Source organism: Arthrobacter sp. H20, assembly GCF_000520515.1.
Classification (GTDB): domain Bacteria; phylum Actinomycetota; class Actinomycetes; order Actinomycetales; family Micrococcaceae; genus Arthrobacter_D.
In genome coordinates this window covers 35,808-51,640 of sequence record NZ_KI914720.1, presented here as the reverse complement: position 1 = coordinate 51,640, position 15,833 = coordinate 35,808, and the positions used below count along the sequence as shown (strand labels likewise).

Sequence of the window (15,833 nt, the reverse complement as noted above, 5' to 3'; positions counted from 1 at the left end):
AACAGCTTCCAGCGGTGAACCGGCGGGTGGGCCCGCCTGCTCATAGAAAACTGTCGGCGCTGGCGGGAGTGGCTCAGTCGATTCGGGCAACGGCTCAGGTGGGGGCGCCGGTGAGGTCTCAACAGCCGGAGCGGCCGGTGAGGACGACGACGACGGCGACGACGACGTCGACGACGGCGACGACGTCGCACTTGGCTCGTCATCCTGGGCGAGAGCAGAAATGCCTACCCCTGCACCAACCAGCACGACTATTGTTGCTAGTCCGGTTGCGACCATGACCTTCGGGCTCGGACGGGAACGCCGGGCAGGCTCTTGCTGGGTTTCCTCCGGAACAGGATCAGGCGTCGGGCTATCGGGGTATTCGGACATTACTCTCCATCGTTGTCAGCTCCTAGCCAGTCTAACCAGCCCGAAGCCTGCTTCTTTTCCCTACCTTTTCCGGTGGTGCCAGTCCAGCAACGACAGCAAATTGAGAGCCAGTTCACACAGCCGAAACATGGCCGTCACGCATTCTTTACCACGGTGCGGGTTCTGTAACCTCCCGGCAATCAATAGGCTCACGGAGACGAAACACAGCGCGGGCAGACTTGCGAATGTGGGAACTCCCCGCCACTCGCGAGAGGATGTGACGATGGATCTGACAGCAGGTCACGTCTGGGTATTGGTTTCGGCCGCAATGGTGCTTCTAATGACACCGGGGCTGGCATTTTTCTACGGCGGCATGACGCGCGCCAAGGCCGCACTGAACATGATGATGATGAGTTTCATCGCCGTCGGGTTGGTCGGCATCGTATGGGTCCTCTGGGGGTACTCAATGACCGGCGGCGAGGGCGTCGCCCAGCTGTTCGGCAACCCCTTCGCTTCCTTCGGCCTTGAAGGGCTCATCGGCACCGAAGATATGATCGGAGCCGGTTACGGGGTGACCTTCGCTATCATCACAGTCGCCCTGATCAGCGGTGCGATTGCTGACCGGGCGAAGTTCGGTGCCTGGTCCCTGTTCGTTCCGATCTGGGTAACCCTCGTCTACTGCCCGCTTGCCTTCATGGTCTGGGGCGGTGGGCTGCTGAGCGCCGATGGCGCTGTGGGTGGCGCGGTTGGCGAGGCAATCGACTTCGCCGGTGGCACAGTTGTCCACATCAGCGCAGGCGTTGCAGCACTGGTGCTGGCTATCATCCTCGGCAAGCGTCAGGGTTTCGGCAAAGATCCAGCACAGCGTCCCCATAATGTGCCGCTGGTAATGCTCGGCGCGGCGCTGCTCTGGTTCGGCTGGTTCGGATTCAACGGCGGCGCGGCAGACTCCGCCGAAGAAGCGGGCCTGATCTGGATGAACACCATGGTGGCTCCCGCAGCCGCAATGGTTGGCTGGCTCGTCCTTGAACGTTTCCGCGATGGACGTCCGACGTCGCTCGGCGCGGCCTCGGGTATCGTCGCCGGCCTCGTAGCCATCACACCCGCGTGTGCCAACGTCAGCCCCATCGGAGCTATCGGCCTCGGCCTGGTAGCCGGCATGCTGTGTGCACTGGCCGTGGGGCTGAAGTACAAGTTGGGCTTCGATGACTCGCTCGACGTCGTCGCCGTTCACCTGGTCGCCGGAACTGTCGGCACCATCGCGCTGGGCTTCATCGCCATGCCGGTCGACGGTGAAGGCGGCGGCCTCTTCTACGGCGGCGGCGGTAGCCAGTTGCTCGCCCAGGTGGTCTCGGTACTGATTGCCATCACTCTCTCGGCCGTGATGACAGCCATCATTGGTCTCGCCATCCACAAGACCATCGGATTCCGCATCACTGCTGATAACGAGGTGTCAGGTGTTGACCTTTCCGAGCATGCCGAAACTGCCTACGAATTTGGTGGCCTGGGCGTCGGCGGGCAGTTCCACCCAACTGACAATGTTGCAGCCACACACGGTGCTTCGGAAAAGGTGAACTCATGAAGCTCGTAACAGCAATTGTCCGTCCGGATAAGCTCGACGGCGTCCGCGGGGCCCTGGAAACCTACGGGGTGCAGGGCCTGACAGTCAGCGGAGCCAGCGGATACGGAAGACAGCGCGGCCACACCGAGGTATACCGTGGCGCCGAATACACGGTGGACCTGCTGCAGAAGATCCGTGTCGAAGTACTGGTCGCTGATGCCTGGGTCACCGACATCGTCGATGTCCTGGTCTCAACCGCCAACACCGGACGGGCCGGTGACGGGAAGGTGTGGGTTATCCCAGTGGAGGACGCCGTCCGCGTCCGCACCGGGGAACGCGGCGACGCCGCGCTCTAACCCAGGCCCACCACACGGGTCGACGTCACCCCTCGGATCCGGGATCAGCGCTTACAGCTGATGCTCGGATCCGACGGGTGACCTAGGCCTTTAAGAGGCCGGGTCAGTCCAGGCCGCGGGGCCGGAGGAGCCCGCCGGATACTCTTCAAGCGCCACCTCATTGGTGGCCCAGGCATCGAGCACCGGGTCAACAATCCGCCAGCAGTCCTCGGCGGTGTCGCCGCGCACCGACAGGGTGGGATCACCGGTCAGCACTCCCTCAAGGACTTCACCGTAGGGCAGCAGCTCCGAAGCATTGAGTTCAACCTCGAGCACAGCACGGTCCAGGGCGAAGATATCCCCGGGTCCGTTGACATCAATCTCCAGTTTGAGGGTTTCGGGACCAAAGCCGATCCGGAGCTGGGTTGGCGAGTCCTGCCCGCTGAAACCCGTCGGAAGATGGCTCACCGGCTTGAACGTCACCAGCGCTTCCTTTCGGCTTCCACCCAGTGCCTTCCCGGACCGCAGGATGAAAGGCACACCGGACCACCGCGCATTGTTGATGGACACGGTGATTTCGGCGAGGGTCTCGGTGCGCCGCGACGGGTCGACGCCGTCCTCGGCCGCGTAGTCGGGGATGTCCTTTCCGTCGATGGTCCCGGCCGTGTACCGGGCACGCCGGGTGCTCCTGGCGAAGTCGGGATCAACCGAGCTGGCGCGCAGCACTGCGCCGACGCCATCCCGAAGGTCCCGTTCGTGCAGACTGACCGGGGACTCCATCGCGAGGATGGCCATGGCATGCAGCAGGTGGCTTTGGATCATATCGCGCAGCGCTCCGGCGCCGTCGTAATAGCCGGCGCGGCTCTCCAGAGCGAGGGCCTCGTCGTAGACCACCTCCACCCGGTCAATGTGCAGGTTGTTCCAGACCGGCTCCAGGAGCCGGTTCGCGAATCTCAGGCCCAAAATATTGAGCACTGTTGCTTTCCCCAGGAAATGGTCCACCCGGTGGATGTGGTCTTCGGGGACCAGCTGGGTCAGCGTTTCGTTGAGCCGGAACGCTGACGCCTGGTCGGTGCCGAAAGGCTTCTCCATGACGAGCCGGGTGCCGGCCGGCAGATCGCCGGGGGAGAGCAGTTCACACGCCTGCTCAGCGATGGCCGGCGGCAACGCGAAGTACACGGCGGTTGGCCCCGGCAGGGTTGTGGTCAACTGCGCCAGTTCACCGGGCGCGGTGACGTCTACCCGCCGATACTCGCTGGTGGTCCGCAGGAGGTTCAGGGCTGATTGACCGGCGTCGTCTGCGGCCTCCAGCGCGGCGGCAAATGAGTGGGCGACTCGCTCAGACCACTGTTCAGCAGTCCAGGCATCGTAGCCAGCCCCCACCAGATGCAGGCCAGTGGCCCGTCCGTGCCGGACCAGCCGTGCGAGGCCGGGCAGCAGTAGTCTGCCCGTCAGATCACCTGACGCGCCCAGGATGAGCAGTGTCGCCATCTCCTGGCCGGTGGAGAAGGGGACGTCGTCCTGTACTGAGTTTGTATGAGTTTCCACACCATTCACCCTGCCACCTTGGTGCCGAGATGTCCCGCACGCCGCCACCGGCCCCAGTTGGTACCCTTGATGACAGAGCCCTCCATCCATCGAAGAAAGCAGTTCACGGCACGTGTTCAATTCACTCTCTGACCGGTTGACAGAAACTTTCAAGAACCTCCGCGGAAAGGGCCGGCTCTCCGAAGCCGACGTCGACGCGACGGTACGCGAAATCCGTCGTGCCCTCCTTGACGCCGACGTTGCGGTCACAGTGGTGCGTGAGTTCACCGCCAGGGTCAAGGAACGTGCACTGGGCCTTGAGGTGTCCCAGGCGCTGAATCCGGGCCAGCAGGTAGTCAAGATTGTCAACGAGGAACTCGTTGGCATCCTCGGCGGTGAAACCCGTCGTATCCGGCTCGCGAAGAATCCACCGACTGTGATTATGCTCGCTGGCCTGCAGGGCGCGGGTAAGACCACCCTCGCCGGGAAGCTCTCCAAATGGCTCAAGGGCCAGGGACACAGCCCCCTCCTGGTGGCCTGTGACCTGCAGCGGCCCAACGCCGTTAAGCAGTTGCAGGTTAACGGCGAACGCGCCGGGGTTCCGGTCTTTGCACCTCACCCGGGTGTCAGTTCCGAGTTTGAGACCGCCACGGGTGACCCAGTCGCCGTTGCGCGCGCCGGTGTCGCCGAGGCGCGCACCAAACTGCACGATGTGGTCATTGTCGATACCGCTGGCCGGCTCGGCATTGACGCCGAACTGATGCAGCAGGCGTCTGACATCCGCGACGCAGTCAACCCGGACGAAGTGCTGTTCGTGATTGACGCGATGATCGGCCAGGACGCCGTCAACACGGCTCAGGCTTTCAACGAGGGCGTCAACTTCACCGGCGTGGTCCTGACCAAGCTCGACGGTGACGCCCGGGGTGGTGCAGCGCTGTCAGTTGCGTCGGTCACCGGTAAGCCTGTCATGTTCGCCTCGACCGGTGAGGGTCTTAACGACTTCGAGCTGTTCCACCCGGACCGGATGGCTTCGCGCATCCTTGACATGGGCGACATCCTCACGCTGATCGAGCAGGCTGAGAAGTCCTGGGACAAGGACGAAGCTGCGCGGATGGCGCAGAAGTTCTCCGACCAGGAAGACTTCACCCTCGACGATTTCCTGGCGCAAATGCAGCAGATCCGCAACATGGGCTCCATGAAGAAGATGCTGATGATGATGCCTGGCGCCGCAGGTATGCGCGAGCAGCTGGAAAACTTCGATGAACGGGAGATTGACCGCGTCGAAGCAATCGTGCGGTCAATGACCAAGCACGAGCGCGTCGCACCGAAGATCATCAACGGCTCACGCCGCGCCCGGATTGCGCGTGGCTCGGGTGTTCACGTCTCTGAGGTCAACGGTCTGCTGGAGCGTTTCGGGCAGGCGCAGAAGATGATGAAGAAGATGGCGTCCGGCGGAGGAATGCCCGGTATGCCCGGCATGGCGGGTCCTGGCGGATTCAACGGTGGCGCCCGCAAGGGCAAGGCCGTGTCAAAGGGCAAGAAGAAGGCGAAGTCGGGCAACCCGGCAAAGGCAGCCCAGGAGCGAGCCGATGCCGAGGCGCGCCGGAACCGGCCATCGGTGCCCTCCGGGGCGGCGTTTGGTGGGCAGGACAACTTCGACCCGTCATCCCTCAATCTCCCCAAGGGCTTCGACAAGTTCCTCGGCAAGTAGGCCCTCCCACGCCAGGACCCTTATGAGCGGTGCAATGACCCACGAACGACTCGTTTTTGTCCATGGCAGCGGTAGCTTCGGCGCCGCTGCCTGGCCCACCCAGCACGCCCTGGCGAGCAGCTACGACTGCCTCTATCTCCGCCGCCACGGCTTCGAAGCCGGAGTTGATCCGCTGCCGACCGATTTCAGCGAAGATCAGCGGATTGTCATTGAAGCGCTGGGGGAGGGTGGGCATGTGGTGGCCCATTCGCAGGGTGCGATCTCGGCCATGATGGCCGCGGTCGAGCGTCCCGATCTGGTCCGTTCACTGGTGCTGATCGAGCCGGCGTGTTTGTCCCTGACCACTGACCAGCCTGCCACTTCAGCACACCGTGAGCTGGTTGGTCAGCTGTATGAACGCCGAGACTCGCTGACCGATGAGGCGTTCCTCCAGGAATTCGTCAGGCTCGTATTTTCCACTGACGCGCGGCATCCAGCGACGTCCGAGGCTCAGCGCGCCGCACGACGGCTGAGATTGCAGTCCCCGCCGTGGGAGGCGCCACTGCATATCGTCCCGGGGGTGCCAACCTTGATCCTCACCGGCGGGTGGGAGCCTCTCTATGAGGAGATTGCTGACTACCTGGCGGTCACCGGCGCCCGCCATCTGGTTGCGCCGGGCGGACACCGCCCCCAGGACACCCCCGAGGGAGACGCCCTGATTCGCGGGTTCGTCGCTTCTCACGCCAGTTCCGCTGAGCACTAAAGACGTACACCTATACTCGAGCACATGTTCAGTATTCGTCACGCCGATCTGCTGGACATCGCGTTTCTGCCGGTGATCGAGGCAGCGGCCGACACTATTCTGACTTCTATTGACGGAAAACCTCTGCCAATGGCCCTGCCTGCAGGTCCGCCGCGGGGCGAGCTTGCGGCAGCACTGAAGCTGTTGGTCGCCGGGCGTCCCTGTGTCGGTTTCGCCCGGGTGGAGGAGCTCGACGGCGCTGCCCACCTCGAGCAGCTCTCAGTCCTTCCGCATCGTGCGGGCCAGGGAATCGGCCGCGGCCTCGTTGAAGCGTCAAAGGACTGGTCGCGCGAGCACGGCTACACCTCGATGACCCTCAGTACCTTCGCTGAGGTGCCGTTCAACTGCCCGTTCTACGAGACCTGCGGATTCGAGGTTGTGGAGGACCTGTCCCCGGCGCTGCTGGGCCTTCGAGAGCATGAACTAATCATCGGTCTGGACCGCATCGGACGGAGAGTGATCATGCGTGCCACGCTGTAGCAAAGACCCGCAGCCGTCCCGGACTCCCCACCTTCTGCCCGCAAAAGCCTCGACGACGGCGTGTCCCGGTACGACACGCCGAACTACCACCAGTACCTGGGGAGAGGTGCACAGCACTCGACGGGAATAAGTTGAAGCTTCAAGTAGTTCATCCTGATACAGCGTGACGTAGAGGAGCAACTATGACCAACCCCCAGGATTTGCTGCCCAATGATCTGTCGATGGGCACAGTGATACTCAAGGTGGGCGACCTTGCCCGGATGTCCGAGTACTACCGGCGGGCTCTCGGCCTCGACGTAGTTGAGGAAACCAGTGAAGGCCTCTCCCTTGGCCGGGCGAACACGCCGCTCATTCGCCTCGCCCCAGCCACAGGCCTGCAGCTCCCTGCCCGGGGTGAAGCCGGGTTGTTCCATACAGCACTCTTGTTCGACGACCGGTCAGCGCTAGCCGCCACCGTCGCCGCCACAGCCCAGTACGACGCCGGCCTGTATGTCGGCAGTGCAGACCACCTCGTCAGCGAGGCGTTCTATTTTACCGACCCGGAGGGTAACGGGATTGAACTCTACTTCGACAAGCCCCGCAGTACATGGCAGTGGAGCAGCGAGGTCACTGGCAGGACAGTCGTGATGGATAGCCTCAGGCTTCCCGCCGACGACTACCTGCGTGACCACCTCACCGAAGACGCGGTTACTGGCCGGACCGCGGCGGGTGCCGTCGTCGGGCACGTCCACTTACAGGTTGGCGACGTCGAGACGGCAGGCAAATTCTACGTGGACACCCTCGGTTTCGAGCGGACTGCCGGCTGGCGCGGTCAGGCCCTGTTCGTCTCGGCCGGCGGATACCACCACCACATGGCGATGAACGTGTGGAACAGCCGCGGCGCCGGACCCCGCAAGGACACATTGGGCCTTGGGGAAGTGCTCATTCGGGTGCCCGCAGAAGACCACATGGGCGCACTGGCTGACCGGCTCACGGTTGCCGGTATCAACAACCACCACACCGGCAGCGAACTGCGCTTCAACGATCCGTGGAACAACAGAATTCGGGTGGCAATGAGCTAGTGTGGCGTGATTCGTGCTGGAGTCCGGGATCTGGCACAATAGATACGTACTCGATCCGGGCAGCCCCTCTCTCTGCGCGCGCATCTTGTCCTTTTGAACCCTCAGCAGTGGCCCGCCCCACGGGAGCACTGAGTAGGGTTCACCCCTTTAGATCATCAAGGAGTGACCACAACAGTGGCCGTAAAGATTCGCCTGAAGCGCATGGGTAAGATCCGCGCACCTTTCTACCGTGTCGTCGTCATGGATGCACGCGCCAAGCGTGATGGCCGTGCCCTCGAGGAAATCGGTAAGTACAACCCCACCGAAGAGCCCTCGTTCATCGAGATCAAGTCGGATCGCGCACAGTACTGGCTCGGAGTTGGCGCACAGCCAACCGAGCAGGTTGCCGTGCTGCTCAAGATCACCGGAGACTGGCAGAAGTTCAAGGGACTCGAAGGCCAGGAGGGAACCTTGAAGACCAAGGCTCCCAAGGAAACCTTCACCGCCCCTGAAAAGGGTTCGGTAATCGTTCCTGAAGCCATCACGCCCAAGGCCAAGAAGTCCGACGCCGAGGCACCAGCCGACGCCGAGACGGAAACCGCCGAGGCCAAGTAAATTGCTGGCAGAAGCGCTGGAACACCTCGTCCGGGGAATCGTTGACAGTCCTGATGATGTCAAGGTTTCCCTGAAGAACAACCGCCGTGGGGAAACCCTTGAGGTGCGGGTTCATCAGGACGATCTGGGCCGTGTCATCGGCCGTCAGGGCCGCACAGCCCGCGCGTTGCGCACAGTTGTGTCAGCCCTCGCTGATGGCGAACCGGTACGCGTTGACGTAGTTGATACGGACCGCCGCCGGGGCTAACAGCGCTTCAGCCCACTGCTTCAAGATAATAACTCAATGAGTTTGGCCCCGCACCGGATAATGGTGGAGGGGCCAAATTTATGTCCAGTTCCCCACCAGCACCCAGGAGTCTTAGATGGAAGTTCAGGTTGCCAGGATCGGCAAGCCCCACGGTATTCGCGGCGAAGTCACTGTGCAGTTGTTCACCGACGCGCCGGAGGACAGGTTCGAGGCCGGCTCCATCTTCAGGGCGGAACCGGCATCCCTCGGCCAGCTCGAGGTCAGCGGCGCCCGCTGGAACAAAGACATCCTGATCCTCGGCTTCGACGGTTTCGCGGATCGCAACGCTGCGGAAACCCTCCGCGGAGCCAAACTGTTCATCGATACCGATGAGGCCGAGGATGACGACGACGACGCCTGGTACGAACACGAACTGGTGGGACTTGAGGTGCGGGTAGGGGACGACGTCGTCGGCAAAGTCAGCGGACTCCGCACTCTCGAGGTGCAGGATCTGCTGATGGTGGAAACCTCAGCCGGGCACGAAACACTTGTCCCGTTTGTCACTGAGATTGTCCCCGAGGTGAACGTGGCAGGCGGTTATGTCCTTTTGACCCCACCGGTCGGCCTGTTCGAGCTGAACCTGCCTGGTTCCAACCAGGCGGGACCTGATGACGGTGAAGTGAGCGGTCTTAGCAGTGACGTCCCTGTCGCCGGGGATGCAACCACCGACGAGTCAGCTGGCACTGAGGGCAGCGGTCGCTAAGTGCGCATTGACGTCGTCAGTATCTTCCCTGAGTATCTTGCCGCCCTTGACCTGTCGCTAATCGGCAAGGCGCGTCAGGACGGACTGCTGGATGTGCGGGTCCATGACCTGCGCGGCTTCACCACTGACCGGCATCGCACAGTTGACGACACCCCCTATGGCGGGGGAGCGGGAATGGTGATGAAGCCGGAACCGTGGGCGCTGGCTCTGGAGTCGGTGATCGACACGTCTCCTGCCGAGGGTCGTCCGGTGCTGATCGTTCCATCGCCAGCGGGGCAGGTATTCAACCAGCGGATGGCACACGACCTAGCCGAGGAACCACACCTCGCCTTCGCGTGCGGCAGGTACGAGGGAATCGACGAACGGGTGCTCGGCTGGGCCAGCGATTTCTTCGACGTCCGGGCGGTCAGTCTCGGCGACTATGTCCTCAATGGGGGCGAGGTGGCAGTGCTGGCGATGGTTGAAGCTGTCGGCAGGCTGCTGCCAGGGGTGGTGGGGAATCCCGAATCGTTGGTCGAGGAATCCCATGCCGATGGGCTTCTGGAATACCCGGTATACACCAAGCCCTCCGCCTGGCGCGGACAGGCAATTCCCGAGGTACTGCTCAGCGGCAATCATGCGCGGATCGCCCAGTTCCGGCGGAGCGAGCAGCTCCGCCGGACGGCGCAGCGTCGGCCGGACCTGCTGGAGGGGCTGCTGCCCAACGCGCTGAGCGCAGCTGATCGCTCCGAGCTGGCGGCGCTGGGGTACGACGTCGTCGGCGGCGCGCTGCGGCGCCGGGGGGATTCCGATGAACGGTCCGACTCAACCACCGTGACGTTCTGAATGAGCCCTGCCCTATGGCATAATTGAAGTTTGTGTCTACTGGGTTGTTCCCTGCCACAGGGGGAGAGCTACCAACAGGCTGACACGCTGGCGGCCAAGTCATGGTCTGCCGGTCCTAATTTTCCGGCGGACATTGCCTAGGCCTTGACCGCTGTGACCAACGTGAATGACCTGTGGCGTTCACCAGGAGCAATAACCATGCATATTCTTGACGCCGTCGACGCAGCATCACTGCGCACCGACATTCCTGCATTCCGCGCCGGTGACAACCTCAAGGTGCACGTCAACATCATTGAAGGCAAGAACACCCGTGTTCAGATCTTCCAGGGCTTCGTTGTTGGCCGGCAGGGCGATGGCCTCCGCGAAACCTTCACCGTCCGCAAGATCAGCTTCGGTGTAGGCGTGGAGCGTACCTTCCCGGTTCACTCCCCAGTCCTTGACAAAATCGAGGTTGTTTCACGCGGCGATGTCCGCCGGGCCAAGCTGTACTACATGCGCGATCTGCGCGGCAAGGCCGCCAAGATCAAGGAAAAGCGCGAACCCAAGACCGCCAAGTAACACCAGTTCTTGAACTGCACCATGCCGGGATCAGATCTTCCCCGGCACGCTGCGGGAGCACAACCAAAACGCCGGCCCTTTCGGGGCTGGCGTTTTGTGCTGTCCGCCCTCCTCATGGCGGTAGTGGTCGCCTCGGTCCTCAGGGCAACAGTGGCGGACATCTACTTCATTCCCTCCGAGTCAATGCAGCCGCTCCTTGAGGAAGGAGACCGGGTGCTGGTCTCCCGGATGGACACGGAACCGCAGCGCGGCGACGTAGTCGTTTTCGATGGCCGGGGCTCCTTTGACCCGATCAGCGGCGGCGGGGCGGGCGAGCTCCTCGGTACAGTGGGCCACTGGCTGGGCATTTCCGGCAGCGACACCGTCTACGTCAAGCGCATCCTCGGCATCGGCGGCGACACAGTGTCCTGCTGCAGTGGCCCCAAAGGTCGCGTCGAGGTGAATGGGAACCCCCTCAATGAGCCTTACGTGTTCCCCTCGGACGCACCCAGTGACCAACAGTTCGAGGTGGAGGTCCCGCAGGGTAAATTGTGGGTAATGGGCGACCACCGCTCCGAATCGTTTGACTCGCGGTCGCTGCTCGGAGCTCCGGGTGGGGGGCTGGTCTCGACCGACCGGGTGCTCGGACGGGCAGTGCAGATCATCTGGCCGCCGTCACGGTCTGGCCCCATTGAGCGTTTAACCGATTGACCGAGAACCGACCTTAGGTAGATGACCAGCAGATGGCAACGAGCATCCCCGGCAAGTCCAACGACGACGCTGACGCCCACTCAGATGCTCAAGGACCGGATGGCGGCCCTTCGCGCCGCAATCGCACCACCAGGAAGACGGCGAACGACGACGGCGCCCGCAGCCTGGGCGGCTGGCTCAAGGAAATCCTGATCATCGTAGGAATTGCGATCCTGCTGTCCTTCCTGATTAAGACGTTCCTGTTCAGGGCTTTCTTCATCCCCTCGGGCTCGATGGAGAACACCCTGGAGATCGACGACCGGATCTTCGTCAATCAGCTGGTCCCTACTCCCTTTGAGCTGCAGCGCGGAGATGTTGTCGTCTTCGAGGACACCGAAGGGTGGCTGCCAGCGCCGCCGCCCGGCACGGGGCCAGGAACCAACTGGGTGAAGGACGGGCTGATCTTCGTTGGTCTTCTTCCCGATGACACCCAGCAGCACCTGGTGAAGCGGGTCATCGGCATGGCAGGGGACCGGGTGGTGTGCTGCGACGACGGCGGCCGGATCACAGTGAATGGCGAACCGCTTGACGAGCCGTACCTCTATCCGGGGGCCAGCCCGTCAGACACCGAGTTCGACGTGACCGTCCCGGAAGGCAAGATCTGGGTGATGGGCGATCACCGCAACGCGTCAGCCGACTCCCGGGCCAATACCGACAAGCCAAACGCAGGATTCATCGACGTCGAAGACATTGAAGGCAAGGCAGCGGTCATCGCCTGGCCGTTGAACCGGATCGGATTCCTCGGTAACTACCCGGCCGTGTTCGACGGCATACCCGGCCCAGCGGCTGCCTCGGCTGAGACGGCGCCACAGCAACCGTGAAATCAGCTCCACCAACTCTCCGTTTTGAACGGTCATTCATCGAATCCGGGCATCAATTTTTGGCGGGATGCGACGAAGTGGGCAGGGGTGCCCTGGCCGGACCGGTCTCCGTCGGGTTGGTGGTGATCGACCTGGCAGCCGTCAAGGGGCTCAGGGGAGTGCGGGACAGCAAGCTGCTCTCGCCTGCTGATCGCGTCCGATTGGTCCCGCGCATCAAGAAATGGGCTCTCGCCCACGGCGTCGGGCATGCCAGCTCGGCCGAGATTGACGACGTCGGGCTAATGCGCGCGCTGCAGTTGGCAGGAAACCGCGCCTGGGAGCAGGTTGTTGTGACCGTTCGACCCGACGCAGTGATTCTCGACGGCAACCACGATTGGCTCTCTCCGCGTCCGGAAGCCACGCTGTTCGACACCGAAACCTTCGCTACCGCGACGCTGGAGGCGGGCCCGCTGGAGGCGGGCCCGGTGGAGACCGACCCGGTGGAGACGGAGGCGTTCGACGCCGAGGTACCCGCGGGCTGTAACGTCCCGGTTCACACCCGAATCAAGGCCGATCTGCAGTGCCTCAGTGTCGCTGCCGCAAGCGTGCTGGCGAAGGTTGAGCGGGACGCCATGATGGTGTCCTACGCCGGCGACCATCCGCAGTACGGCTGGGAGGTCAACAAGGGGTATGCCACTGCAGGTCACCGCGCTGCGATCCACGGGCTGGGCCCCACCGGGCTGCACCGCACTACCTGGCGCCTCGGCACCAGAGACCGGATCGGCATGCCCCGCGTGGAAATTGGTGGATGATGGGTTCATGAGCGCTGAGGATCTTGAGAACTACGAAACCGATATGGAGCTGCAGCTCTATCGCGAGTACCGCGACGTCGTTGGCCTATTCAGCTACGTGGTGGAAACTGAACGCCGGTTTTATCTCGCCAACCATGTTGACCTGCAGGCGCGCTCGGCCGACGGCGAGATCTACTTCGACCTGACGCTTCAGGACGCGTGGGTGTGGGATGTCTACCGCACGGCCCGGTTCGTGAAAAATGTCAGAGTGATTACGTTCAAGGACGTCAATGTCGAGGAACTGACCAAATCGGATGACATTGCCCTGCCCAAGGACGGTCCGCTCGGGAACTGATCGGCGCCGGGGTAGTCGGACCTACCCTCGTTTCAGGGCTGGTCGAGAGACCGAAAAAAAGATGACGCATCCGTTGCGACACGGGCAGGATCCTCCCACAGAACCAGATGGCCGACGTCGGGGTAGACAGTGAGTACTGACCTCGGGATTCGGGCCGCAAGTGTCTCCATATAGCGCCGAGGTACCAGTCCGTCGTGGGCTCCCCACAGGACGAGCGTTGGTACAGGGATGGTTCCCACCTCGGTGGGTGGAATCGCCCTGCAGAAGCCATCAAGGGTCAGCTTCCAGACCCGGGCAGGCATTCCCACTCCGTCGGCCACCCGGTCCTCGACGAACCATTGAGGTACGGCCCGCTGCAGGGGAAACCACGCGAGCGAGTTCCGCACCCAGCCACTGTCGATCGGGTCGGAAAGGCGGTCGACGTCGTCGGCGAATTCCGGCCTTCCCCGCAGTGTCAGCGGTGACCCCGCGAGCACTAGCGCTGCCACCCGCTGAGGCTGGCTGACGGCTAACTGCTGCGCAATGTAGCCGCCGCTCGAGGAGCCGAGGACTAACGCTTGCCGGATCCCGAGAGCATCCAGGACTGCTGCGGCGTCGTCTGCCTGTTCTGCAAGAGCATAGCCCCCGTCAGGCTGGTCGGCACCCCCGGAGATCGGGCGCAATGGCCCTGAACCCGGCAAGTAAAGGCAGGATCCGCTCAAAGCTTCGGCCCGATTCGCCCCACGCATGCAGCAGCAACAGTGGAGGATCTCCTGGGAGACCTCGGATGATGCACGGTATCGAAATGCCAGTGTGTAGCCGAAGAGTCACAACCTCGGATTTTATAGCCACAGGCTACTCTTCGCCAGGCCGATTGACTCTTGACCTTCACCCAACCTCCACTAACATACAACCGTATGGTTGTAGATGAGTTATCGGATGCTGATGTTGACCGCCTGTTTCAGGCTTTTGCTGATGCCACCCGACGAGACATTATCTCGCGGGCCCTGGTCAGTGATTTCTCTGTATCCGGGTTGGCTGCCCACTACGCCATGAGTTTCGCCGCTGTCCAAAAGCATGTGGCGGTTCTGGAGCGCGCTTCCCTGGTGACCAAGGAAAAGCGCGGAAGGGAGCAGATTGTGCGGGTTCATCTCGATGGATTGAGACGGGCACGGCGGCTGCTCGAGGGATACGAGGCGATCTGGCGGCAGCGTGTCGACCGGATTTCCGCCATCCTGGCTGAGGAAGAAGGAAAGTCACCATCATGACAGTCATCAGTTCACACAAGGACCCTGAGGCATTGACCCTCACCATCGTCGCCGAGTTCAATGCAGGCGCTGAGCGGCTGTGGCAGGTCTGGGAAGACCCACGGCAACTCGAACGATGGTGGGGGCCACCCACCTAACCCGCAACCTTCGACAGCCACGACTTCGTGGCCGGGGGCAAAGCCAGCTACTACATGACGGGCCCCGACGGAGACACGAGCCGCGGCTGGTGGCGATTCACCGCTATCAAGGCACCAACCAATCTCGAGTTTGACGATGGTTTCGCCGACGAGTTCGGTGATCCGGTGGATGAAATGGGCATCACCCATGGAGCGGTCACCCTCGAGACGATCGACGGTGGCTCACGGATGACTATGGTGTCCAGTTTCGAGAGCCTTGACCAGTTGGAGAAGTTGGTCGCCATGGGGATGGGGGAAGGCATCAAGGAGGCAATGGCGCAGATCGTCTCGGTGCTGGATCGGTCTACGGTCTAACCCGGTTAGGCTGACCCGCCCTGCGGCACCCGCCCTGCACAGGACACGTGAAGACTGGACTTTCCCACATAACCAGAGTTTTCGGACACCTCCGATGCCAGCCGTATCAGGCTGGTACCGGAGGTGTTGTCATGAAGGCGAAGGACCGACTGGGACGTAGGGGTGAGGCGCTGGCGGCGTCGTATCTCGAGGGTGCAGGACTGGACCTGGTGGACCACAACTGGCGATGCGCACTGGGCGAGATTGACCTTGTCGCAATTGACGGGTCAACCCTGGTGGTCATTGAGGTGAAGACCCGCTCCTCACTGGATTTCGGGCATCCGTTGGAAGGCATCGATCCAGCCAAACTACAGCGGCTCTACCTGCTGGCGTCCAGGTGGGCGGTGGCGCATGAGCTACGGTTTTCAGAGATCCGGGTGGACGCCGTGGCAGTGGTTGACGACGGCACCGGCGACCCGCAGATCGAATACCTTCGGGCGGTCAGCTAATGCCGCTGGGACGCACCTACGCGGTGTCGCTGGTGGGACTGAACGGCTACATCATCGAGGTGGAAGCTGACATTGGGCAGACGCTGCCAGCATTCGTGATTCTGGGGCTGCCCGACGCATCACTGAACGAGGCCCGCGACCGGATTCGAGCGGCCGCCCGCA

Annotated in this window: 20 protein-coding genes and 3 pseudogenes; 19 read left to right on the top strand and 4 right to left on the bottom strand. The window is 62.6% G+C overall.

Annotated features, from left to right (window positions below; all coding sequences use genetic code 11):
* Window positions 1–369, bottom strand: a pseudogene (locus Y703_RS22930) (hypothetical protein); the annotation flags it as partial.
* Window positions 370–631: 262 nt separating this feature from the next.
* Here Y703_RS22930 and Y703_RS0106215 point away from each other — a divergent pair.
* Window positions 632–1,930: an ammonium transporter gene (locus Y703_RS0106215; RefSeq protein ID WP_026552019.1), complete on the top strand. Its 1,299-nt coding sequence runs from the start codon at window positions 632–634 to the stop codon at window positions 1,928–1,930.
* The gene (locus tag Y703_RS0106210) at window positions 1,927–2,265 is read left to right on the top strand and encodes a P-II family nitrogen regulator (protein WP_019482927.1); all 339 of its coding nucleotides are present in this window, start codon (window positions 1,927–1,929) and stop codon (window positions 2,263–2,265) included. Before Y703_RS0106215 ends, Y703_RS0106210 begins: the two co-directional genes overlap by 4 nt.
* Window positions 2,266–2,355: 90 nt before the next feature.
* On the opposite strand, the gene Y703_RS0106205 is transcribed toward Y703_RS0106210, so the two are convergent.
* Window positions 2,356–3,735, bottom strand: a complete 1,380-nt coding sequence (locus tag Y703_RS0106205) for a glucose-6-phosphate dehydrogenase (RefSeq protein ID WP_035764063.1) — start codon at window positions 3,733–3,735, stop codon at window positions 2,356–2,358.
* A gap of 169 nt (window positions 3,736–3,904) precedes the next feature.
* Between Y703_RS0106205 and ffh the strand changes: the two genes are divergently transcribed.
* The 13 genes from ffh to Y703_RS0106140 all read left to right on the top strand — a co-directional run bounded on the left by ffh (window position 3,905) and on the right by Y703_RS0106140 (window position 13,445).
* Window positions 3,905–5,482, top strand: coding sequence for a signal recognition particle protein (ffh, locus tag Y703_RS0106200; RefSeq protein WP_026552018.1), 1,578 nt, complete (start codon window positions 3,905–3,907; stop codon window positions 5,480–5,482).
* A gap of 34 nt (window positions 5,483–5,516) precedes the next feature.
* Complete coding sequence (locus Y703_RS0106195; protein WP_026552017.1) at window positions 5,517–6,224, top strand: alpha/beta fold hydrolase; 708 nt, start codon at window positions 5,517–5,519, stop codon at window positions 6,222–6,224.
* 24 nt (window positions 6,225–6,248) lie between these two features.
* Window positions 6,249–6,743 carry a GNAT family N-acetyltransferase gene (locus Y703_RS0106190; protein WP_035764045.1) on the top strand — a complete coding sequence of 165 codons (495 nt, stop codon included), beginning with the start codon at window positions 6,249–6,251 and terminating at the stop codon, window positions 6,741–6,743.
* Window positions 6,744–6,925: 182 nt separating this feature from the next.
* A complete protein-coding gene (locus tag Y703_RS0106185; protein ID WP_026552015.1) occupies window positions 6,926–7,804 on the top strand; it encodes a VOC family protein in 879 nt (292 codons plus the stop codon).
* A 174-nt stretch (window positions 7,805–7,978) separates the two neighbouring features.
* On the top strand, window positions 7,979–8,398 hold the full coding sequence (rpsP, locus tag Y703_RS0106180) for a 30S ribosomal protein S16 (RefSeq protein ID WP_026552014.1): 420 nt from the start codon (window positions 7,979–7,981) through the stop codon (window positions 8,396–8,398).
* Window position 8,399: 1 nt separating this feature from the next.
* Entirely contained in the window at window positions 8,400–8,645 is a 246-nt protein-coding gene (locus Y703_RS0106175; protein WP_019482920.1) for an RNA-binding protein, read from the top strand.
* A 115-nt stretch (window positions 8,646–8,760) separates the two neighbouring features.
* A complete protein-coding gene (gene rimM, locus Y703_RS18290; protein WP_051427351.1) occupies window positions 8,761–9,387 on the top strand; it encodes a ribosome maturation factor RimM in 627 nt (208 codons plus the stop codon).
* Entirely contained in the window at window positions 9,388–10,212 is an 825-nt protein-coding gene (gene trmD, locus Y703_RS0106165; protein WP_026552013.1) for a tRNA (guanosine(37)-N1)-methyltransferase TrmD, read from the top strand.
* Between the two features lie 198 nt (window positions 10,213–10,410).
* Window positions 10,411–10,770: a 50S ribosomal protein L19 gene (gene rplS, locus Y703_RS0106160; RefSeq protein ID WP_026552012.1), complete on the top strand. Its 360-nt coding sequence runs from the start codon at window positions 10,411–10,413 to the stop codon at window positions 10,768–10,770.
* Window positions 10,771–10,791: 21 nt separating this feature from the next.
* On the top strand, window positions 10,792–11,460 hold the full coding sequence (gene lepB / locus Y703_RS0106155; RefSeq protein WP_035764043.1) for a signal peptidase I: 669 nt from the start codon (window positions 10,792–10,794) through the stop codon (window positions 11,458–11,460).
* 32 nt (window positions 11,461–11,492) lie between these two features.
* Window positions 11,493–12,320: a signal peptidase I gene (gene lepB / locus Y703_RS0106150; protein ID WP_026552010.1), complete on the top strand. Its 828-nt coding sequence runs from the start codon at window positions 11,493–11,495 to the stop codon at window positions 12,318–12,320.
* Window positions 12,317–13,111 carry a ribonuclease HII gene (locus Y703_RS0106145; protein ID WP_026552009.1) on the top strand — a complete coding sequence of 265 codons (795 nt, stop codon included), beginning with the start codon at window positions 12,317–12,319 and terminating at the stop codon, window positions 13,109–13,111. The genes lepB (Y703_RS0106150) and Y703_RS0106145 overlap by 4 nt, the downstream gene beginning before the upstream one ends.
* Window positions 13,112–13,118: 7 nt before the next feature.
* A complete protein-coding gene (locus Y703_RS0106140) occupies window positions 13,119–13,445 on the top strand; it encodes a DUF2469 domain-containing protein (protein WP_019482913.1) in 327 nt (108 codons plus the stop codon).
* A 32-nt stretch (window positions 13,446–13,477) separates the two neighbouring features.
* Here the strand turns inward: Y703_RS0106140 and Y703_RS18285 are convergent, their stop codons facing one another.
* Window positions 13,478–14,107 carry an alpha/beta fold hydrolase gene (locus tag Y703_RS18285; protein WP_253907954.1) on the bottom strand — a complete coding sequence of 210 codons (630 nt, stop codon included), beginning with the start codon at window positions 14,105–14,107 and terminating at the stop codon, window positions 13,478–13,480.
* Window positions 14,073–14,255, bottom strand: coding sequence for an alpha/beta fold hydrolase (locus Y703_RS23315; RefSeq protein ID WP_343212876.1), 183 nt, complete (start codon window positions 14,253–14,255; stop codon window positions 14,073–14,075). Before Y703_RS23315 ends, Y703_RS18285 begins: the two co-directional genes overlap by 35 nt.
* Before the next feature lie 86 nt (window positions 14,256–14,341).
* Here Y703_RS23315 and Y703_RS0106130 point away from each other — a divergent pair, with 86 nt between their 5' ends.
* From Y703_RS0106130 to Y703_RS22925, 4 genes and pseudogenes are all read left to right on the top strand, one after another.
* Entirely contained in the window at window positions 14,342–14,692 is a 351-nt protein-coding gene (locus tag Y703_RS0106130; RefSeq protein ID WP_026552008.1) for an ArsR/SmtB family transcription factor, read from the top strand.
* A pseudogene (locus Y703_RS18280) lies at window positions 14,689–15,183 on the top strand (SRPBCC domain-containing protein). The gene Y703_RS0106130 and the pseudogene Y703_RS18280 overlap by 4 nt, the downstream one beginning before the upstream one ends.
* A 131-nt stretch (window positions 15,184–15,314) precedes the next feature.
* Window positions 15,315–15,671 carry a YraN family protein gene (locus Y703_RS0106120; protein ID WP_026552007.1) on the top strand — a complete coding sequence of 119 codons (357 nt, stop codon included), beginning with the start codon at window positions 15,315–15,317 and terminating at the stop codon, window positions 15,669–15,671.
* Window positions 15,671–15,833 (top strand): annotated as a pseudogene (locus tag Y703_RS22925) (ATP-binding protein); the annotation flags it as partial. The gene Y703_RS0106120 and the pseudogene Y703_RS22925, both read left to right, overlap by 1 nt.

What these genes read in the sequence shown, in the direction of transcription:
- rplS (WP_026552012.1), top strand. Translation starts at nt 10,411, where the DNA reads ATGCATATTCTTGACGCCGTCGACGCAGCATCACTGCGCACCGACATT.
- Y703_RS0106210 (WP_019482927.1), top strand. Translation starts at nt 1,927, where the DNA reads ATGAAGCTCGTAACAGCAATTGTCCGTCCGGATAAGCTCGACGGCGTC.
- Y703_RS0106130 (WP_026552008.1), top strand. Translation starts at nt 14,342, where the DNA reads ATGGTTGTAGATGAGTTATCGGATGCTGATGTTGACCGCCTGTTTCAG.
- Y703_RS0106190 (WP_035764045.1), top strand. Translation starts at nt 6,249, where the DNA reads ATGTTCAGTATTCGTCACGCCGATCTGCTGGACATCGCGTTTCTGCCG.
- lepB (WP_026552010.1), top strand. Translation starts at nt 11,493, where the DNA reads ATGGCAACGAGCATCCCCGGCAAGTCCAACGACGACGCTGACGCCCAC.
- Y703_RS0106185 (WP_026552015.1), top strand. Translation starts at nt 6,926, where the DNA reads ATGACCAACCCCCAGGATTTGCTGCCCAATGATCTGTCGATGGGCACA.
- Y703_RS0106195 (WP_026552017.1), top strand. Translation starts at nt 5,517, where the DNA reads ATGACCCACGAACGACTCGTTTTTGTCCATGGCAGCGGTAGCTTCGGC.
- Y703_RS0106120 (WP_026552007.1), top strand. Translation starts at nt 15,315, where the DNA reads ATGAAGGCGAAGGACCGACTGGGACGTAGGGGTGAGGCGCTGGCGGCG.
- lepB (WP_035764043.1), top strand. Translation starts at nt 10,792, where the DNA reads ATGCCGGGATCAGATCTTCCCCGGCACGCTGCGGGAGCACAACCAAAA.
- Y703_RS0106215 (WP_026552019.1), top strand. Translation starts at nt 632, where the DNA reads ATGGATCTGACAGCAGGTCACGTCTGGGTATTGGTTTCGGCCGCAATG.
- rimM (WP_051427351.1), top strand. Translation starts at nt 8,761, where the DNA reads ATGGAAGTTCAGGTTGCCAGGATCGGCAAGCCCCACGGTATTCGCGGC.
- Y703_RS0106140 (WP_019482913.1), top strand. Translation starts at nt 13,119, where the DNA reads ATGAGCGCTGAGGATCTTGAGAACTACGAAACCGATATGGAGCTGCAG.
- Y703_RS0106205 (WP_035764063.1), bottom strand. Translation starts at nt 3,735, where the DNA reads ATGGCGACACTGCTCATCCTGGGCGCGTCAGGTGATCTGACGGGCAGA.